The 17,663-nt window shown below is 72.3% G+C and carries 19 protein-coding genes; 1 reads left to right on the top strand and 18 read right to left on the bottom strand.

Features of this window, described 5'->3' with window-relative positions; translation table 11 throughout:
• Window positions 1-235: 235 nt before the first annotated feature.
• The 9 genes from BJ998_RS03685 to BJ998_RS03725 form a co-directional block, all read right to left on the bottom strand.
• Entirely contained in the window at window positions 236-997 is a 762-nt protein-coding gene (locus BJ998_RS03685) for a hypothetical protein (RefSeq protein WP_184858479.1), read from the bottom strand.
• A gap of 22 nt (window positions 998-1,019) precedes the next feature.
• Complete coding sequence (locus BJ998_RS03690; RefSeq protein ID WP_184858481.1) at window positions 1,020-1,760, bottom strand: Crp/Fnr family transcriptional regulator; 741 nt, start codon at window positions 1,758-1,760, stop codon at window positions 1,020-1,022.
• An 82-nt stretch (window positions 1,761-1,842) separates the two neighbouring features.
• Window positions 1,843-2,019 carry a hypothetical protein gene (locus BJ998_RS03695; RefSeq protein ID WP_184858483.1) on the bottom strand — a complete coding sequence of 59 codons (177 nt, stop codon included), beginning with the start codon at window positions 2,017-2,019 and terminating at the stop codon, window positions 1,843-1,845.
• Between the two features lie 205 nt (window positions 2,020-2,224).
• Window positions 2,225-3,220: a DNA-binding protein WhiA gene (whiA, locus tag BJ998_RS03700; protein WP_184858485.1), complete on the bottom strand. Its 996-nt coding sequence runs from the start codon at window positions 3,218-3,220 to the stop codon at window positions 2,225-2,227.
• A 22-nt stretch (window positions 3,221-3,242) separates the two neighbouring features.
• Complete coding sequence (locus BJ998_RS03705) at window positions 3,243-4,241, bottom strand: gluconeogenesis factor YvcK family protein (RefSeq protein ID WP_312889906.1); 999 nt, start codon at window positions 4,239-4,241, stop codon at window positions 3,243-3,245.
• Window positions 4,238-5,095 carry an RNase adapter RapZ gene (rapZ, locus tag BJ998_RS03710; protein ID WP_184868399.1) on the bottom strand — a complete coding sequence of 286 codons (858 nt, stop codon included), beginning with the start codon at window positions 5,093-5,095 and terminating at the stop codon, window positions 4,238-4,240. Before rapZ ends, BJ998_RS03705 begins: the two co-directional genes overlap by 4 nt.
• A 23-nt stretch (window positions 5,096-5,118) precedes the next feature.
• Window positions 5,119-7,065, bottom strand: coding sequence for an excinuclease ABC subunit UvrC (uvrC, locus tag BJ998_RS03715; RefSeq protein ID WP_184858487.1), 1,947 nt, complete (start codon window positions 7,063-7,065; stop codon window positions 5,119-5,121).
• A 68-nt stretch (window positions 7,066-7,133) separates the two neighbouring features.
• On the bottom strand, window positions 7,134-7,607 hold the full coding sequence (locus tag BJ998_RS03720; RefSeq protein WP_221337862.1) for a Rieske (2Fe-2S) protein: 474 nt from the start codon (window positions 7,605-7,607) through the stop codon (window positions 7,134-7,136).
• 150 nt (window positions 7,608-7,757) lie between these two features.
• Complete coding sequence (locus BJ998_RS03725) at window positions 7,758-8,258, bottom strand: hypothetical protein (protein ID WP_184858489.1); 501 nt, start codon at window positions 8,256-8,258, stop codon at window positions 7,758-7,760.
• 369 nt (window positions 8,259-8,627) lie between these two features.
• On the opposite strand from BJ998_RS03725, the gene BJ998_RS03730 reads away from it, so the two are divergent.
• Window positions 8,628-10,055, top strand: a complete 1,428-nt coding sequence (locus BJ998_RS03730) for a helix-turn-helix domain-containing protein (RefSeq protein ID WP_312889907.1) — start codon at window positions 8,628-8,630, stop codon at window positions 10,053-10,055.
• 65 nt (window positions 10,056-10,120) lie between these two features.
• Here BJ998_RS03730 and BJ998_RS03735 read toward each other — a convergent pair whose 3' ends face one another.
• From BJ998_RS03735 to def, 9 genes are all read right to left on the bottom strand, one after another.
• Window positions 10,121-10,585 (bottom strand): PH domain-containing protein, encoded by a 465-nt coding sequence (locus BJ998_RS03735; RefSeq protein WP_184858493.1) that lies wholly within the window; start codon window positions 10,583-10,585, stop codon window positions 10,121-10,123.
• The gene (gene ribH / locus BJ998_RS03740) at window positions 10,582-11,082 is read right to left on the bottom strand and encodes a 6,7-dimethyl-8-ribityllumazine synthase (protein ID WP_184858495.1); all 501 of its coding nucleotides are present in this window, start codon (window positions 11,080-11,082) and stop codon (window positions 10,582-10,584) included. The genes BJ998_RS03735 and ribH overlap by 4 nt, the downstream gene beginning before the upstream one ends.
• Entirely contained in the window at window positions 11,079-12,371 is a 1,293-nt protein-coding gene (locus tag BJ998_RS03745; protein ID WP_312889908.1) for a bifunctional 3,4-dihydroxy-2-butanone-4-phosphate synthase/GTP cyclohydrolase II, read from the bottom strand. The genes ribH and BJ998_RS03745 overlap by 4 nt, the downstream gene beginning before the upstream one ends.
• Complete coding sequence (locus BJ998_RS03750) at window positions 12,368-12,985, bottom strand: riboflavin synthase (protein WP_184858497.1); 618 nt, start codon at window positions 12,983-12,985, stop codon at window positions 12,368-12,370. Before BJ998_RS03750 ends, BJ998_RS03745 begins: the two co-directional genes overlap by 4 nt.
• A 12-nt stretch (window positions 12,986-12,997) precedes the next feature.
• Window positions 12,998-14,008, bottom strand: coding sequence for a bifunctional diaminohydroxyphosphoribosylaminopyrimidine deaminase/5-amino-6-(5-phosphoribosylamino)uracil reductase RibD (ribD, locus tag BJ998_RS03755; RefSeq protein ID WP_184858498.1), 1,011 nt, complete (start codon window positions 14,006-14,008; stop codon window positions 12,998-13,000).
• The gene (rpe, locus tag BJ998_RS03760; RefSeq protein ID WP_184868402.1) at window positions 14,005-14,649 is read right to left on the bottom strand and encodes a ribulose-phosphate 3-epimerase; all 645 of its coding nucleotides are present in this window, start codon (window positions 14,647-14,649) and stop codon (window positions 14,005-14,007) included. Before rpe ends, ribD begins: the two co-directional genes overlap by 4 nt.
• A 96-nt stretch (window positions 14,650-14,745) precedes the next feature.
• The gene (locus BJ998_RS03765) at window positions 14,746-16,173 is read right to left on the bottom strand and encodes an RsmB/NOP family class I SAM-dependent RNA methyltransferase (RefSeq protein ID WP_184858499.1); all 1,428 of its coding nucleotides are present in this window, start codon (window positions 16,171-16,173) and stop codon (window positions 14,746-14,748) included.
• Window positions 16,170-17,099 (bottom strand): methionyl-tRNA formyltransferase, encoded by a 930-nt coding sequence (gene fmt, locus BJ998_RS03770; RefSeq protein ID WP_184858500.1) that lies wholly within the window; start codon window positions 17,097-17,099, stop codon window positions 16,170-16,172. The genes BJ998_RS03765 and fmt overlap by 4 nt, the downstream gene beginning before the upstream one ends.
• Complete coding sequence (gene def / locus BJ998_RS03775; RefSeq protein ID WP_184858501.1) at window positions 17,099-17,647, bottom strand: peptide deformylase; 549 nt, start codon at window positions 17,645-17,647, stop codon at window positions 17,099-17,101. Before def ends, fmt begins: the two co-directional genes overlap by 1 nt.
• Window positions 17,648-17,663: the final 16 nt, after the last annotated feature.

The following is a 17,663-nucleotide window of genomic DNA, read 5'->3' on the forward strand; positions in this document are numbered from 1 at the left end:
AAATGCCGGAGCCCAGTAGATGCGGCGACGCTGCCTGCCGGCAACACTAGCGTTACGAAGTAGCGCTGGTCACAGTGGTATGGCAGCTTTCTTGATCGAGCCAGCAGACACTGCTCCGTTCGGGCTAGAAACGATGGTGAATTGGTCCAGACCAAGCCACCCGTCGAATGCCGCATGCGCGCCATACCCGCGCCGCAGAGCCACATGCGGAGCGCATGTGGCGCAGGGGTGGGGGTCAGGCGCGGTCGCGGCCGAAGTGGATCCCACCCTTGATGGTGTGCGCCTGGACCGTGTTGGTGCTGGTGCCGTTGATGGTGTTCGTCACGGTCCCGAAGGCTGTGGGCTCGCTCTCCTCGACCGGTGCAGATGCCGCCGGACCGTCCTCGGCGATCATCGTGGCGAGGGTGCGGGCGTCGAAGCCGGGCACGGTGACCCAGGCCCGCCGGGCGAACTCCTTGTTGGTCACGGCCAGCTCCGCGAAGTCCGAGCCGCGCGCGATCTTCGTGTAGTCCGAGCCGAAGACCGTCTGGTACACGGCGTCGGACACGATCATGGCGGTGCTCATCGAGCCGTCCGGACGGTCGGCGATGCAGCGGCGGGCCAGCAGCTTGAACGCGGGCGCCTCCAGCAGCCGGCTGCGGGAGATGTTGGCCGGGTGGAAGCCCTGCACGTCCGGCAGCGGCCCGACCTCGACGGCCAGCCGCAGCCGAAGCTCCAGCTTGTTCCACTTGTTGTGCTCGGCGACGATGCCGTCCAGCGCGCGGCCGAGGTCCACGACGCGGCCCAGCAGCGCGCTCGGGAAGGCGTAGAGCCAGCCGTCGCCGGTGTACTGCGCGTCGACCGCGTCCTGCCGCGACAGGCCCACCGCGTCCATGCCCGTCGACAGCAACTTCTCGAGCACGGTCGGCACCTGCGGCAGCAGATGCGGCGCGGTGCGGGCGGAGTCGATCACGTCGACCCCGAGCAGGGTCCGGATTTCGGGGACGGTGTTGTCCACGGGTCCTCCAGTCGGCGGGTGCTCAACACGCACGAGTGGAGTCTGGTTGCGCAAAGTTGTCGGGTCTCCCGGAAAAGCGGGAGACATCGCCGCGACCGGGCCGCCACTCCGGATCGGCCAGGCACCGCTCCAGCAACGGCGGATCCGGCAACACGTAACTGCGCCGTCCCGTCTCCAGCAGCTTGTCGCTGCGCAACTGCTTGAGCACGTGGTCGACGGTCTTGGCCGACGCCGTCACGAACTGCGCGATCTCCAGCTGGGTCAGGCCCTTCACCCGCAGCCCACCGCCGTCGACCGGCTCGCCGGACGACTGCGCCCAGCTCAGCAGCTGCTTGGCCACCCGCACCGACACCTCGAACGAGGCGTGCAGCCGCTGCCGCTGGTCGGCCTGGAACAGCCGCTTGCTCAGCACGTCCGTGACGTACGCCGACAGCGGCGGGTGATCACGCAGCAGGGTGCGAAAGGTGTGCGCGTCCACGTGCAGCGCGATGCCCGGCGTCCGGGCGATCACGTCCGCGCTGCGCGGCCGGTCGCCCATCACCCCCATCTCCCCCATCAGCTCGCCCGCGCCGTAGAAGCCGAGAATGGAGTCGGCGCCGTTGGGGCCGTGCAGCACGACCTTGACCTTGCCGGTCTCGATCAGCAGCACCTCGTCGCTCGGCGCGCCTTCCGCGATCAGCACCTCGCCCCGCCGGAACGGTCTGGGGCGGCCGGAGTTTCGCAGCAGGGTGCGGACCTGATCGGCTAACCGGTCCTCGGTCATGTCACGTTCCCCTCAGCGACGAGCGCAGCCATGGTCGCGGCAGCGCCGCCCGGGCAGCAAGGTCTGGATCGGGTGGCGCGCCTCAGCGCCCGGTATGAGCGGTTTGCGCGCGCTGGATTGTCGCCACGGCCTCGTGCACGCCGACCACCGCCGTGTCGAGCACCAGGTGATCACGCTGCCGCGGCTCGTACTCGCGAATCTGGATCTCCTCCCACGAGGGCAACGGCAGATCCGGGATGTCCACCTCCCGCGTCGCCACCCGGCGCCGGTGCGCCGTCTTCGCCGGAGACCCACTTGCGGGGTCGAGCATCGACCCGGTGCAGACCAACTCCACCTCCAGCAGCCCGACGCCGCACTCCTCGGCGACGGCCAGTCACCCGCCGCGGGTCACCCTCAGCGGGTTCACGCACTCGACGATCACGTCCGACCCGAGCCGAAGCTGTTCCGCCGCAAGGGAAGGCTTATCAGACGTCGGCCTCCTCGACCTCCAACATCTCCGGAGTCACCGCGGATTCCGTGTCGGGCAGCCCCAGCTCGTGCGCGCGCTTGTCGGCCATGGCCAGCAGCCGCCGGATCCGGCCGGCGACGGCGTCCTTGGTCATCGGCGGCTCGGACAGCTGGCCCAGCTCCTCCAGCGACGCCTGCCGGTTGCTCAGCCGCAGCCGGCCCGCGGTGACCAGGTGGTCCGGCGCCGACGGGCCGAGGATGTCCAGCGCCCGCTCCACGCGGGCGGCGGCGGCCACCGCGGCGCGGGCGGACCGGCGCAGGTTGGCGTCGTCGAAGTTGGCGAGCCGGTTGGCGGTGGCGCGGACCTCGCGGCGCATCCGCCGCTCCTCCCACGCCATCACGGAATCGTGAGCGCCCAGCCGGGTCAGCAGCGCGCCGATCGCGTCACCGTCGCGGACGACGACCCGGTCCGCGCCGCGCACCTCGCGGGACTTGGCCTGGATGCCCATCCGCCGGGCGGCGCCGACCAGCGCCAGCGCGGCCTCCGGCCCCGGGCAGGTGACTTCGAGCGCGCTGGAACGGCCGGGCTCGGTCAGCGAGCCGTGCGCCAGGAACGCGCCGCGCCAGGCCGCCTCGGAGTCGCAGGTGCCGCCGGACACCACCGGCGCGGGCAGCCCCCGCACCGGGCGGCCGCGCGGGTCCAGCAGGCCGGTCTGCCGGGCCAGCCCCTCGCCGTCCTTGACCACGCGGACCACCCAGCGGGTGCCCTTGCGCAGCCCACCGGAGGTCAGCACGTGCACGTCGGAGTGGTGCCCGAACAGGTCGTGGATCTCTTTGCGCAGCCGGCGCGCGGCCGAGCCGGTGTCCAGCTCGGCCTCGACCACCACCCGGCCGGCGACGATGTGCAGGCCACCGGCGAACCGCAGCAGGGAGGAGACCTCGGCCCGGCGGCAACAGGTCTTGGCCACGGCCAGCCGGCTCAGCTCGTCCTTGACCGCGCCGGTCATCGCCACTGGTGGTCTCCTCCGCCTCTACTCACACTCGGTCGTGCAGTCCGTGCAGCTGCAGCGCGTCCCGCAGGCTCAGCGCCAGCGCCGCCGGATCGTGCCGGTCGGCGGCGCCCCCGGCCGTCACGGTGGACAGGTGCGCCGTCGCCCCCAGGGAGGCCGCGGCAGTGCGCAGCCGCTCCGGGGTCGGCACCGAGTCCACGTCGGCGACCACGGCGTCCACCCGCAGTCTCGGTGCGTGTTGGCAGAGTACGTCCAAGTGGCGTTCGGGGGAGAAACCGGCGGTCTCACCTGGTTGGGGGACCAGGTTGAGCACGACGACCTTGCATGCGGCGGTGTCCACCAGCGCCTCGTGCAGCTCCGGCACGAGCAGGTGCGGCAGCACGCTGGTGAACCAAGATCCAGGTCCGAGCAGTACGACGTCCGCGTCGAGCACCGCCTGGACGGCCTGCGGGCACGCCGTCGGCTGGCCGTTGCGGTCGGCCCGCAGCCGGATCCGCTGCACCTGACCGGGTGTGGTGGCGACCGCCACCTGTCCCCTGATCCGGCGAACCGCGGTGACGTCCTCGTCCAACCCGGTCACGTCCGCCTCGATGTCCAGCGGGACGTTGCACATCGGTAACACCCGGCCGCGCAGGCCCATCAGCCGCGCCACCTCGTCCAGCACCGCCACCGGGTCGCCGAGCGTCTCCAGCAGGCCGGCGATCAGCAGGTTGCCGACGGCGTGGCCGGCCAGCGCCCCGTTGCCGCCGAAGCGGTGCTGGAACACCTCGGCCCACATCCGGCCGCCGTCGTCCTCGGCGGCCAGCGCGGCCAGGGCCTTGCGCAGGTCGCCGGGCGGCAGCAGGCCGAGCTCCCGGCGCAGGCGGCCGGAGGAGCCGCCGTCGTCGGCGACCGTGACCACGGCCGTCACGTCCGGCGTGAGCAAGCGAAGGGCGCGCAGGGTCGCCTGCAGGCCATGGCCCCCGCCGAGGGCAACGGCTCGGAGGGGCTTGTCGCGCGCGCCGTCGGGCTGCACGGGGATCACTCGCGACCCAGGTCCCGATGCACGACCTTCACGGTCATACCGTCCTCCGTCGACAGCAGTCCTGAAAGTTCTTCGGAAATCGCCACGCTTCGGTGCTTACCACCGGTGCAGCCCACAGCCAAGGTCAGGTAGCGCTTGCCCTCCCGACGGTAACCCGCGCCGATCAGCTTCAGCAGCTCGTGGTACCGGTCCAGGAACTCCTCCGCGCCCTCCTGGCTGAGCACGTAGTTGCGCACGTCCGCGTCCAGGCCGGTCTGCTCGCGCAGCTCCGGGATCCAGAACGGGTTGGGCAGGAAGCGCACGTCCATCACCAGGTCGGCGTCCATCGGCAGGCCGTACTTGTAGCCGAAGGACAGCACGGTGACCCGGGTGCGGGCGCTGGCCTCGGAGCCGAACGTGTCCTCGATCTTGGCCCGCAGCTGGTGCACGGACAGCGCGCTGGTGTCCAGCACCAGGTCCGCCGCCTCGCGCAGCGGCGTGAGCAGCAGGCGCTCGGCGGCGATGCCGTCGGCCAGCCGGCCGTCGCCCTGCAGCGGGTGGCCGCGGCGGACCGACTCGAAGCGGCGCACCAGCACGTCGTCGGTGGCTTCCAGGAACAGCACGCGCGGCTTGTAGCCGCGGGCGTCGAGGTCCTTGATGATGGCGGCGAGGTCGTCGGTGAAGGCGCGACTGCGCACGTCCATCACGACCGCGACCCGGGTGATCGCGCCGCGGGCCTGCGCGCCCAGCTCGACCATGGTGGCGATCAGCTCCGGCGGCAGGTTGTCCACGACGAACCAGCCCAGGTCCTCCAGGCACTTCGCGGCGGTGCTGCGGCCGGCGCCGGACAGCCCCGTCACGACGGCGACCTCGATGCCCGACTTGTTGGCGGGTGCGTTCACGACTTTTCCCTTTCCTTCCCAGCACTCGCCAGAGTGGCGTGCACGGCTTCCGCGGTGCGCCGGCCCACGCCGGGCACCCCGCTGATCTCATCCACGGTGGCCTCACGCAGCTTGCGCACCGACCCGAAGTGCTTGAGCAGCGCCGCCTTGCGGGTCTGGCCGAGGCCGGGGACCTGGTCCAGCTCCGAGGTGGTCATGCGCTGCCCGCGCTTCTGGCGGTGGTAGGTGATGGCGAAGCGGTGAGCCTCGTCCCGCACGCGCTGCAACAGGTACAGCGCCTCGCTGGTGCGCGGCAGGATCACCGGATCGGGTTCGCCCGGCACCCACACCTCCTCCAGCCGCTTGGCCAGGCCGATCACGGCAACGTCGGTGACGCCGAGCTCGGCCAGCACGTCCGCGGCCACCGCCACCTGTGGCGCGCCGCCGTCCACCACCAACAGGTTCGGCGGGTACGCGAACTTGCGCGGCCGCCCCGTCTCCGGGTCGATGCCTGGGCGGTCCGGGTCCACCGGGCCGGCGGCCTCCTGCTGGTAGCGGGCGAAGCGGCGGCGGACCACCTCGGCGATCGAGCCGACGTCGCCGCCCTCCTTGCCCTCCCGGATCGCGAACCGCCGGTACTCCGACTTGCGGGCCAGGCCGTCCTCGAAGACGACGAGCGAAGCCACCACGTCCGTGCCCTGCACGTGGCTGACGTCGGTGCACTCGATGCGCAGCGGGGCCGTGTCCAGGCCGAGCGCGTCCTGCAGCTCCTGCAGCGCCGCCGACCGGGCCGTCAGGTCGCCGGCGCGGCGCAGCTTGTGCTGGGCGAACGCCTCCGCCGCGTTGCGCTGCACGGTCTCCATCAGCGCCCGCTTGTCGCCGCGCTGCGGAATGCGCAGCTGCACGCGGGATCCGCGCAGGCCCGACAGCCAGTCCTGCACCGCCTCCGCGTCGTCCGGCAGCTCCGGCACCAGCACCTCACGTGGCACCGCACTCCCGGTCTGCTCAGCGTCTTCCGCCATCTCCGCCTGGTCGCCGTAGAACTGGCTGAGGAACTGGTCCACCAGCCCAGCGGTGTCCGTCTCCTCGACCTTGTCGATCACCCAGCCGCGCTGGCCGCGGACCCGGCCGCCGCGCACGTGGAACACCTGCACGGACGCCTCGAGTTCGTCCTGCGCGAAGGCCACCACGTCCGCGTCCGTGCCGTCGCCGAGCACGACCGCCTGTTTCTCCAACGCCATCTTCGCCGCGTTCAGGTCGTCGCGCAGCCTGGCGGCCTTCTCGAACTCCAACTCCTCCGAGGCGGCGAGCATCTCCCGCTCGAGCCGCTTGATCAGGGCGTCGGTCCTGCCGGCGAGGAAGTCGCAGAAGTCCTCGACGATGTCCCGGTGCTCGTCCGCCGACACCCGGCCCACGCACGGGGCCGAGCACTTGTCGATGTAGCCGAGCAGGCAGGGCCGCCCGATCTGGCCGTGCCGCTTGAAGACGCCGTTCGAGCACGTTCGCGCCGGGAACACCCGCAGCAGCAGGTCCAGGGTCTCCCGGATGGCCCACGCGTGCGAGTACGGGCCGAAGTAGCGCACGCCCTTGCGCCGCGGGCCGCGATACACGTGCAGGCGCGGGAATTCCTCGTTCAGCGTCACCGCGAGCACCGGGTACGACTTGTCGTCGCGGTACCGGACGTTGAACCGGGGGTCGAACTCCTTGATCCAGGAGTACTCCAGCTGGAGCGCCTCGACCTCGGTCTTCACCACCGTCCACTCGACGCTGGCCGCCGTGGTCACCATCTGCCGGGTGCGCGGGTGCAGTGTCGCCACGTCCGCGAAGTACGACGACAGGCGGCTGCGGAGGCTCTTGGCCTTGCCGACGTAGATCACCCGGCGGTGCTGGTCGCGGAACTTGTACACGCCAGGGTTGTCGGGGATCGTGCCTGGTGCTGGGCGATAGGTCGACGGGTCGGCCACCCGTCAAGCCTACGGCCGTGGTCTGACAGTTCCCGCACGCGGTCGGCGACCGCGTGCGGGAGCGGGCGTCAGGCCAGGACGACGGCGGCGCCGCTGACCTTCACGTTGACGGCGGTGAGGCCCTCGGTGGCCGGGCCCTTGGTGACGGCGCCGGTGGCCGCGGTGAACGTGCTGCCGTGGCCGGGGCAGGTGATGACCCCGCCCTGCGGCGCGGCGACGGTGATGCCCTGGTGCGGGCAGGCCGCGTTGAAGGCCTTCACCTCGCCGGCGGTCGGCTGGACCAGCACCAGCTTGTTGCCGGTGCCGCCCGGCTCGTCGACGACAACGCCGCCGCCGACCGGGACCTGCGCCAGCTTCGCCACCTCGGTGCCGGGGGCGGCCTGCGGCTTGGGCGAGTCGGTGGTGGTGTTCGTGCCTCCCGACCCGCTGGGGGACGCGCTGCCGCACGCCGTCGTGACCGCACCGCCGGCGACGAGCGCTGCGGCCAGGCCACACAGCACCTGGCGGCGGTTCGGGTTGGCGATGACCTCGGGCGTCTTCAAAACAAGCCTCCGTGCGACGTGGTGGGGAGGCCACAGTCCACCAGACGCACGTGAGAGCCAGACCAGGATTTGCTCAGAAAGTCCCGACAATCAGGTGGCGCCTACCCGCGCCCCGAACGCGGGTAGGCGCCTATTCCCCGCGACAGGGCTCTAGTTGGCCGAGCCGGCGATGGTGCGCGCCACCGCGAGCACGGCGGTGAACGGCGGCAGCCAGTGCCGGCTGAACGAGGGGGCGTTGGCCCAGCGCACCCGCCCGTAGGGGGTCATGGTCGGCGGCAGCACGAGGCTGCTGGGCGAGCGCACGAACCGGATCTCCGACGGGGTGCGCAGCTGCACCGGCAGCAGGGCGACGAGCTCGGCCAGGAACACCCAGTTCTCCTGCGGGCCGGGGATCACCAGCGTCGGCCCGGCCAGCATCCGGGCGCGCAGCTCGGCGAGCACGGCCGAGCCGATGCGGGCCGGCATCACCAGGCCGGTGGTGGTCGGCCCGAGCGGCAGCAGCACGCCCTGCTCGGTGACGGTGACCTTCCAGCCGAGCATCCGGTAGTTGGCGACGACCTCACCAAGGGTGCGGCCGAAGCTGCTCTCGGGCGGCTGCGGCGGTTGCACGACGGCCTGCGGGGCTCGTGGCGGCTGGGTCGAGGTACGCATTGGCGGACGTCCTCCCGGGTCGGGCGGTCGCTGCGGCGGTGGCCGGCGGGTTCCTCGCCGGGCGCCCTGGTGTGCCAGCAGCGTGCGCCGACCCGCGGGGGCACCGCCAAACCGCACCCGGATGGGTCTTATCCGGCTGCTGCATCACCGGTCCGGATGAAGGGTCGGCGGTTTCATGCATGAGGTGAATAGACAGGCTCTCACCAGCGATTACACTGTGAACACGCTCAGTGACGGGGGCGAGGTGCCATGGAACCGGTCGGGTTACGGCAAGCCAGCACCGGACGAACATGTCCGTGTGGCGCCCGCATCGCGGCCGACAACTCGGACCGCCTGTGCACCGCGTGCCGTCGCGGCGCGCGAGCCGACGTGTTCGGCCCGCCTCCGCTGCCGGACGGCTTCTGGGACCACCCGGTGCTCGCCGAGGCCTTCGCCGACCAGGACATGGGCGCGCTGATCGGCGGGTATCGCCACCACCCGCAACACCCGCACCGGATCACGCAGGACCGGATGGCGGGCTGGCTGGGCATCAGCCAGGCACAACTGTCCCGGTACGAGAACGGGGAGAACCCGATCGACCGGATCGACAAGCTGCGCGCGTTCGCGGAGGTGCTCCGGGTGCCGCCGGAACGCCTCTGGTTCGACCGCACGGGTCCTCCCCGACCCCGTGACCCCGAGGGCTCCACGGCCCAGGACGTCTTCACGCCGTCCTGGGACGCGCTGAGCACTGCCCGGTCCGTCGAAGAGGTGACGAGGAGCGACTTGACTCTCAGCAGAAGGGCGGCGCTGACCGCAGGCGCCGCGGTAGCGGTAGGACCCTCTCTCGTCGAACCGATGCAGCACTGGCTGACGCCGCTGCAGCCGCTGGCCAAGTGGGCTGCGGGCGGCGCCATCAGCGCCGACGAGCTCGCGGCGATGCGCACGGTTGTCGACGGACTGCGCGGCTGGTCGGGCGGCGGCGGTGTCGCCCGCAAGGCGGTGCTCGGGCAGCTCAACGAGCTGGCCGAGCGGCTGCGCAGGGCGCCGGACTCGCCGACCACCCAGCAGGCGTTCCAGCTGGGCGCCGAGCTGGCCAAGATGGCGGCCAGCATGTCGTTCGACACCGGCCTGCACGACTCGGCCCAGCGCTACTACGTGCTCGCGGTGCGGATGGCCAAGGCCAGCCGCAACGAGCCGTTCGGCGCGCTGTGCCTGGCGTCGATGGCCCGGCAGATGTTCGACCTCGGACGCCCCGAGGACGGGCTGGAGCTGGTGCAGCTCGGCCAGTACGGCACGCGTCGCACGGCGACGCCCGCGCTGCGGGCGCTGCTGCACACCCGTGAGGCGTGGGCGTACGCGCTGCTGGGCCGGGTCAACGAGTTCCACCGGGCGGTCGGCCACGCGCAGGAGTGCTTCGGCGCGCGGGACCGGTCGGCCGAGCCGACCTGGATGGCGTCGTTCGACGAGGCCGAGATGGAGGGGGTGATCGGCGCCCGGCTGCGCGACCTGGCCCGGCACGACCCCACCCAGGCCCCGCTGGCCGAGCGGCACATCCGCCGGGCGCTGGCGCTGCGTGACCCGTCCCGGGTGCGCAGCCGGGTGTTCGACGTGATCGGCCTGGCCCGCACCCGGCTGGCCACCGGCGAGCCGGAGGCGGCGTGCGAGCTGATCCAGTCCGTGCTGCCGGTGGTGGTGCGGCTGCGGTCCGGCCGGGTCCGGCGCAAGCTCCAGGACTTCGTGACGGAGTCGGCGCACTACCGCCAGATCAACGCCGTCCGCGAGGTCCAGGACGCCATCCGCGCCGTCAGGACAGCCTGACAGAGCCGACGCTAGGAACGGACCATTCCTCGACTCGGAGTTGAGGAATGGTCCGTTCCGAACGATCAGGCCTTGTGCTGGGTGGTGGCCTGGGTGTACTGGGTGGCGTCCTTGTAGAGGGCGCGGAGGGTGCGCATGGCGGTGACGGCGCGGGCGCCGTCGGCGGCCTGCACGGCCATGATCGACACGTACTCGTCGGCGGGCAGCTCGAGGCGGGCCCACGCGGAGCCGTCGGGGAAGCTGAGGCCCCGCACGTCCGTCCACGCGTATCGGGTGGAGCCGAGCAGGTTGCGGACCTCGATCCACTCCGCCTGCGCCCGCACCCGCGGCCGGGTCAGCAGCAGCACGCCGCAGGCCAGCAGCACGCCGACCAGGCCCATGGCGATCTGGTCGGACAGCTCGAAGTAGGCGCCGGTCGGGGTGTTGCGCAGCAGCACGGCGATCACCGCGAACAGGGCGACCAGCCCGATCGCCGCCGGCACGGCGACGAACCGCACGCGGCGCGGCCGGAACGTGACGGGGGCACTCATGACAGGCCCCGATCGGTCCACGGCCGGTTGATGTTGCGCAGCTGCACGGCCGTGTCCAGGGCGGCGACGGTGGCCTCGAAGCCCTTGTCCTCCGCCGAGGACGGCATGCCGCAGCGGTCGAGCGCCTGCTGCTCGGTGTCGCAGGTGAGCACGCCGTTGCCGATCGGCGTGGACTCGTCCAGCGACACGCGGGTCAGGCCGGCGGTGACGGCGTCGCATACGTACTCGAAGTGCGGCGTGCCGCCGCGGATGACCACCCCGAGCGCGACGACGGCGTCGTGGTGCTTGGCCAGCGCCTGGCACACCACCGGCAGCTCGATCGCGCCGGCCACCCGCACCACCGTCGGCTCCTTGACGCCCGCCTTGGTGGCCGCGGTCAGCGCGCGGTCCAGCAGGTTGCTGGTGATCGTCTCGTGCCATCGGGTGGCCACCACCGCCAGCCGCAGGTCCTCACACCACTGCGGCACCGGGATGGTCGGCCGGCCTTCGCCACTCATCGCTGCGCTCCGTCGCTCTCACTGTCGGCACTCGTGGACTCGTACTGCTCAAGATGATGCAGGTCGTGTCCCATGCGGTCGCGCTTGGTCCTCAGGTAGCGCAGGTTCTCCGGGTTCGGCCACACCGGCAGCGGCACCCGGTCGACCACCTTCAGGCCGTAGCCCTCCAGGCCGACGCGCTTGTCCGGGTTGTTGGTGAGCAGCCGCATCGACTTGATGCCCAGGTCGACGAGGATCTGCGCGCCGGTGCCGTAGTCGCGGGCGTCGGCCGGCAGCCCCTGCGCCAGGTTCGCGTCCACGGTGTCCGCGCCCTTGTCCTGCAGCTGGTACGCCTGCAGCTTGTGCAGCAGGCCGATGCCACGGCCCTCGTGCCCGCGCATGTACAGCACGACGCCGCGGCCCTCGGCGGCGACGGCCTCCAGCGCGGCGTCCAGCTGCGGGCCGCAGTCGCAGCGCAGCGAGCCGAACACGTCGCCGGTCAGGCACTCGGAGTGCACCCGGACCAGCACGTCCTCGCCGTCGCCGAGCTCGCCCTTGACCAGCGCGATGTGCTCGATGCCGTCCAGCATCGAGTCGTAGCCGACGGCGGTGAACTCGCCGTGCGCGGTCGGGATGCGGGCGTCGGCGACCCTGACGACGTGCCGCTCGGTGCGACGGCGGTAGGCGATCAGGTCGGCGATGGTGATCATCTGCAGCTCGTGCTCCGCGGCGAACACCATCAGCTCGTCGCGGCGGGCCATGTCGCCCTCGTCCTTCTGGCTGACGATCTCGCACAGCACGCCCGCCGGCTGGAGCCCGGCGAGCTTGGCCAGGTCCACGGCCGCCTCGGTGTGGCCAGCACGGCGCAGCACGCCGCCCTCACGGGCGCGCAGCGGCACCACGTGGCCCGGGCGGTTGAAGTCGCCCGCCTCCGAGGACGGGTCGGCCAGCAGCCGGATGGTGTGCGCGCGGTCGGCGGCGGAGATGCCGGTGCTGACGCCCTGCTTCGCGTCCACCGTGACGGTGTAGGCGGTGCCGCGAGCGTCCTGGTTGGTGTGGAACATCGGCGGCAGGTCCAGCCGGTCACACACCGACTCGGGCAGCGGCACGCAGATGTAGCCGGAGGTGTAGCGCACCATGAAGGCGATCAGCTCCGGCGTGGCCTTCTCCGCCGCGAAGATCAGGTCGCCCTCGTTCTCGCGGTCCTCGTCGTCGACGACCACGACGGCCTTGCCGGCGGCGATGTCCGCGATCGCCTGCTCGATGGCCGACTGGGTGCTGATCGGGTTCGAGCTGATGGGGTTGCTCACCGGACCTCCTCGTGGTGCGCCGCGAGCGCGGCCAGATGCGGCGTGGCCAGCCGCTCGACGTACTTCGCCAGCACGTCGACCTCGATGTTCACCCGGTCGCCCGGCTGTCGGCGGCCCATCGTGGTGAGTTCCAGCGTGGTCGGGATGAGCGCCACCGAGAAGCTGTCGTCGGTGACGTCGACGACGGTCAGCGAGATGCCGTCGACCGTGACCGAGCCCTTCTGCACCAGGTAACGGGACAGGGAGGCGGGCACCGCGAACCGGGTCAGCCCGCCGTCGTTGTGCTCCAGCAGCAGGCCGACGCCGTCCACGTGGCCCTGCACGATGTGGCCGCCGAGGCGCTGGCCCGCGGCCATCGCGCGCTCCAGGTTGACCACGTCGCCCTCGTGGATCTTGTCCAGGCTGGACCGCTGCAGCGTCTCGTCGACGACGTCCACGGTGAACGTGCCGTCGCCGGTCTCGACGACCGTGAGGCACACGCCGTTGACCGCGATCGAGTCGCCGTGCTTGGCGTCGGAGGTCACGAGCGGCCCCCTGACGGTCAGCCGCGCCGCGTTCGGCAGCTGCTCGACGGCGACGATCTCGCCCAGTTCCTCGACGATCCCGGTGAACACGGGAATCCCCCTCTACTCGGTCTTGACCGGCACTGCGGAGATCCGCACGTCGGGTCCGCTCATGGTGACGTCTTCGATGCCGAAAGGCAGCGCCTGGGTGATGGTGTTCACGCCGGCGTCCAGCAGCGCGGCCGGGCCCGCCCCCAGCAGCACGGGCGCTATGTAAACGAGGGCGCGGTCCACGCGGTGCGCCCGCAGGAAGGCGCCGGCCAGCATCGGGCCACCCTCCAGCAACACGTCCACCACACCCCGCTCGGCCAGTGCGGCCAGCACCTCGTTCGGGTCGTGGCTCCGCACGTGCAGCGTCTCCGCCGCGTCGTCCAACACGCGGGCGGCCGGGTCTATTTCGGTCTTGCCGACGACCACGCGCAGCGGCTGCCTCGCCGCGAGGGTGCCGTCGTCCTCGCGGGCGGTCAGCTGTGGGTCGTCGGTGCGGATGGTGCCGGTGCCGGCGACGATCGCGTCCACCTTGCGGCGGATGTCGTGCACCTCGGCCCGGGACATCGGGGAGCTGATCCAGCGGCTCGTGCCGTCGGCCGCCGCGACGCGGCCGTCCAGGCTTGCCGCGTACTTCCATGTGACGTGCGGACGGCCAGTGCGGGCGTAGTGCAGCCAGGCCCGCAGCGGCCCACGCTCCACGTCCTCTGCGAGCAGGCCGCCCTCCACCTTGACGCCGGCGGCGCGCAGCACGTCAGCGCCGCCCGCCGCTCGGGGGTTGGGGTCCGCCACCGCGTAGAACACGCTGCTGATGCCGGCCGCGAGCAGTGCCTGCGTGCACGGCGGCGTGCGGCCGTAATGCGAGCACGGCTCCAGCGTCACGTAGGCCGTGCCGCCCTTGGCCCGCTCCCCCGCCGCGCGCAGCGCCATGACCTCCGCGTGCGGGCCGCCCGGCGGCTGCGTCGCGCCGATGCCGACGATCTCGCCGTCCGCGGCCACGATCGCCGCGCCCACCGGCGGGTTCGGGCTCGTGATGCCCCTCGCCCGCTCGCTGGCCTCGATCGCCGCCCGCATCGCCGCCGTCATCGCGCGGCCTTGGCCCTCAGGTTGCGAACGGCTTCCGCGGGGTCCTTCGCGCCGTACACCGCCGAGCCCGCGACGAAGCAGTCCACGCCCGCCTCCGCCGCCTGCTCGATCGTGTCCTCGTTGATGCCGCCGTCGATCTCCACCAGCAGCGTCAGGTGGCCCGTGTCGACCAGGCGGCGGGCCGTGCGGACCTTGCCCAGAACCTCCGGCATGAACGACTGGCCGCCGAACCCCGGCTCCACCGACATCACCAGCAGCGTGTCGTAGTGCTTCAGCAGGTCCACGTAGGGCTCCAGCGGCGTGCCCGGCTTGACCGACAGGCCCGCCTTCGCCCCGGCCGCCCGCAGGTCCCGCGCGATCGCCACCGGGTCCTTCGCCGCCTCCACGTGCACCGTCACGTTGTAGGCGCCCGCCTCGGCGTACCCCACCGCCCAGCGGTCCGGGTCGTCGATCATCAGGTGGCAGTCCAGCGGGATGTCCGTCGCCTTGCGGATCGCCTGCACCACCGGCAGGCCCAGGGTCAGGTTCGGCACGAAGTGCGCGTCCATCACGTCCACGTGCAGCCAGTCCGCGCCGGCCACGACGTTGGCCTCCTCGCCCAGCCGGGCGAAGTCGGCGGACAGGATGCTCGGGGCGATCAGCGGCGACTGTGGCACGCCCCGAGTCTAGTTGTCAGTCCCGCATGGATTCGGCTCCGCGCCGCTCACCCCGCTAGGCCGTAGGTCACACCCTGCCCCTCACAATCGACGCAGCACCTGGCAGAACATGGCGTCGGTGCCGTGGCGGTGCGGCCAGAGCTGCACGTGCGGACCGTCGCCGAGGTGGGGAACGCCGGGGAACAGGTCCCTGGTGTCGACCGCCTCGGCCAGGCCCTTGCGGACGATGTCGGAGGTGACGCCGATGGACTCCCGCAGGTGCGGCGAGCAGACGACGTAGGCGACGACGCCGCCGGGTCGGACCAGCTTCAGCGCGGCGGTGAGGAGCTCGCGCTGGAGCTTGGTGAGGTCGGCGACGTCGTCGGGGCGACGGCGCCAGCGGGCTTCGGGCCGGCGGCGGAGAGCGCCGAGGCCGGTGCACGGGGCGTCGACCAGGACCCGGTCGAAGCCGCCCTCGGGCAACCCTGAGTCCCGCCCGTCGGCGACGTGCACGGTGATGTCGAGGCCGGTGGTGGACTTGCGGACGAGGTCGGCGCGATGCGGGGCCTTCTCGACGGCGTCGACGGTGGCGCCGGACAGGCGGGCCAGCGCCGCGAGCAAGGCGGCCTTGCCACCGGGACCGGCACACAGGTCCAGCCATCGCTCGTCGCGGCCGGCCAGCTCGGCGCGGGTCAGGGCGAGGGCGCAGAGCTGGCTGCCCTCGTCCTGCACGGCGGCGAGCCGCTCGCGAACGGGCTCCAGGTCGCCGGGGTCGCCGGCGCCGGGCTCCAGGTGCACGCCGTACGGCGAGTACGGCGCGACGTCGCCGCCGACGATGGCGGCGAGTTCCTCGCTGCTGATCTCCCCGGGCCGGGCGGCGAGATGCACGGCCGGGCGGGCGTCGTCGGCCCGCAGTGCGGCGTCCAGCTCGTCGCCCTTGTCCCCCAAGGCGTCGGCAAACGCTTGCGCGATCCACTTGGGATGGGCGTTGGTGAACGCCAGGCGGCCGACGGGGTCCTCGGGGGCGAGCTGCTTGACCCACGCCTGCTCGTCCTGCTCGCCCACGCGGCGCAGCACGGCGTTGACGAAGCCGGCCGGTCCGGAACCGTGCACGGCCCGCACGAGGTCCACAGTGGACGCCACTGCGGCGTGCGCGGGAATCCTGGTGCGCAGCAACTGGTAGGCGCCGAGCCGCATGGCGTCCAGAAACGGTCCGTCTATTTCGGACAGTGGCCGGTCCGAGCAGGCGGCGATGATCTCGTCCAGCAGCCCCTGCGCCCGCGCTGCGCCGTAGGCGAGCTCGGTGGCCAGCGCGGCGTCCCGGCCGCCGATCCGCCGCTCCCGCAACAGCTTCGGCAGCACGAGGTTGGCGTACGCGTCGCGCTCGCGGATCGCCTTGAGGGTGTCCCACGCGGCGATGCGCGCCGGGTCGTCCTCCGGCGGGCGGCGCGGGCCCTGCCGCCGGGCGGGTGGATGCTGGCGCTGCGGCCGGGACGGACGCCGGCTCGGTCCGCCGCTTCGCTCGCTCACGCCAACCGCTCCCCTGCCTCGATCCTCGTGCCGCGCGCCCAGTCGGTCGCGGCCATCCGCTTCTTGCCCGGCGCCTGCACCTCGCCCAGCTGCACGGCGACGGTCGACGTGCCGACCAGCACCCGCTTGCGCTCGACCCGGATCTCCCCGGGGGCCAGGTCGTCCACATCGGACAGACGGACCGGCCCCAGCTTGAGCCGCTCGTCCCGGAACACCGCCCAGGCCCCGGGTTCCGGCGTCACCGCCCGGGCCAGCCGGTCCACCGCGAGCGCCGGAGCGGTGAAGTCCAGATGCGCGTCGTCCACGGTGATCTTGCCCGCGTAGCTGACGCCGTCGGCCGCCGGCTGCTCGCGTGCCTCCAGCGTGCCGTCCTCGATCCCGTCCAGGGTTCGGACCAGCAGGTCCGCGCCGACGATGGCCAGCCGGTCCAGCAGCTCGCCGGCCGTCTCGTGCTCGCCGATGCGCTCCGTGACCACGCCGAACACCGGGCCGGCGTCCAACTCCTTGACGATGCGGAACGTGCTCGCGCCGGTGATCTCGTCGCCGGCCCGCACCGACGCCTGCACCGGGGCCGCGCCGCGCCAGGCCGGCAGCAGCGAGAAGTGCAAGTTCACCCAGCCGTGTCGCGGCACGTCCAGCGTGCGCTGCGGCAGCAACGCCCCGTACGCGACCACCGGGCAGCAGTCGGGGTCGATCTCGCGCAGCCGGTCCAGGAACTCCGGCGCGCCCGCCTTCTCCGGCGTCAGCACCTCGATGCCGTGCTCGTCGGCCAGTGCCCCGACGGGTGACCGCACCAGGTGCCGGCCGCGCCCGGCCGGGGCGTCCGGCCTGGTCACGACCGCCGCCACCTCGTGCCGTTCGGACGCGATCAGGGCCCGCAGCGACGGCAGCGCCACCTCGGGCGTGCCGGCGAAGACCAGCCGCATCAGTTGCCACCGCCGAACAGGCTGTGCGGGCTCTGCTTGATCGTGGGGACCGCGCCGGCGAACCACTCGGCCTCGCGGATGGCCTTCATGGCCTCCTTGCGGGTCTGCGCGTCCAGGCGGTCCAGGAACAGCACGCCGTCCAGGTGGTCCGTCTCGTGCTGGATGCAGCGGGCCAGCAGTTCGCTGCCCTCCACCTCGACCGGCTCGCCGTGCATGTTCCAGCCCTTGGCCACCACATGCAGGTGCCGCTTGCAGTCCCAGGACAGGCCGGGGATGGACAGGCAGCCCTCCGGGCCGTCCTGCATCTCCTCGCCGACCACGTCGAAGGTCGGGTTGACCAGGTGCCCCGCGAAGCCGTCGCAGTGGTAGGTGAACACTCGCAGGCCCACGCCCAGCTGCGGCGCGGCCAGGCCGGCGCCGCCCTTGTCCTCCATGGTCTCCCACAGGTCGGCGACCAGGCCGCGGAGTTCCTTGTCGAAGTCGGTGACCTCGGCGGCGCGGGTGCGCAGCACCGGGTCCCCGAACAGGCGGATGGGCTGGACGGTCACTGGTCTCCCTGGGCTG

It is taken from the genome of Kutzneria kofuensis, assembly GCF_014203355.1.
In the GTDB taxonomy this organism is placed as follows: Bacteria; Actinomycetota; Actinomycetes; order Mycobacteriales; family Pseudonocardiaceae; genus Kutzneria; species Kutzneria kofuensis.

What these genes read in the sequence shown, in the direction of transcription:
- BJ998_RS03690 (WP_184858481.1), bottom strand. Translation starts at nt 1,760, where the DNA reads ATGACCGAGGACCGGTTAGCCGATCAGGTCCGCACCCTGCTGCGAAAC.
- BJ998_RS03735 (WP_184858493.1), bottom strand. Translation starts at nt 10,585, where the DNA reads ATGAGTGCCCCCGTCACGTTCCGGCCGCGCCGCGTGCGGTTCGTCGCC.
- fmt (WP_184858500.1), bottom strand. Translation starts at nt 17,099, where the DNA reads ATGCGGCTGGTCTTCGCCGGCACGCCCGAGGTGGCGCTGCCGTCGCTG.
- ribD (WP_184858498.1), bottom strand. Translation starts at nt 14,008, where the DNA reads ATGACGGCGGCGATGCGGGCGGCGATCGAGGCCAGCGAGCGGGCGAGG.
- ribH (WP_184858495.1), bottom strand. Translation starts at nt 11,082, where the DNA reads ATGAGTGGCGAAGGCCGGCCGACCATCCCGGTGCCGCAGTGGTGTGAG.
- BJ998_RS03725 (WP_184858489.1), bottom strand. Translation starts at nt 8,258, where the DNA reads ATGCGTACCTCGACCCAGCCGCCACGAGCCCCGCAGGCCGTCGTGCAA.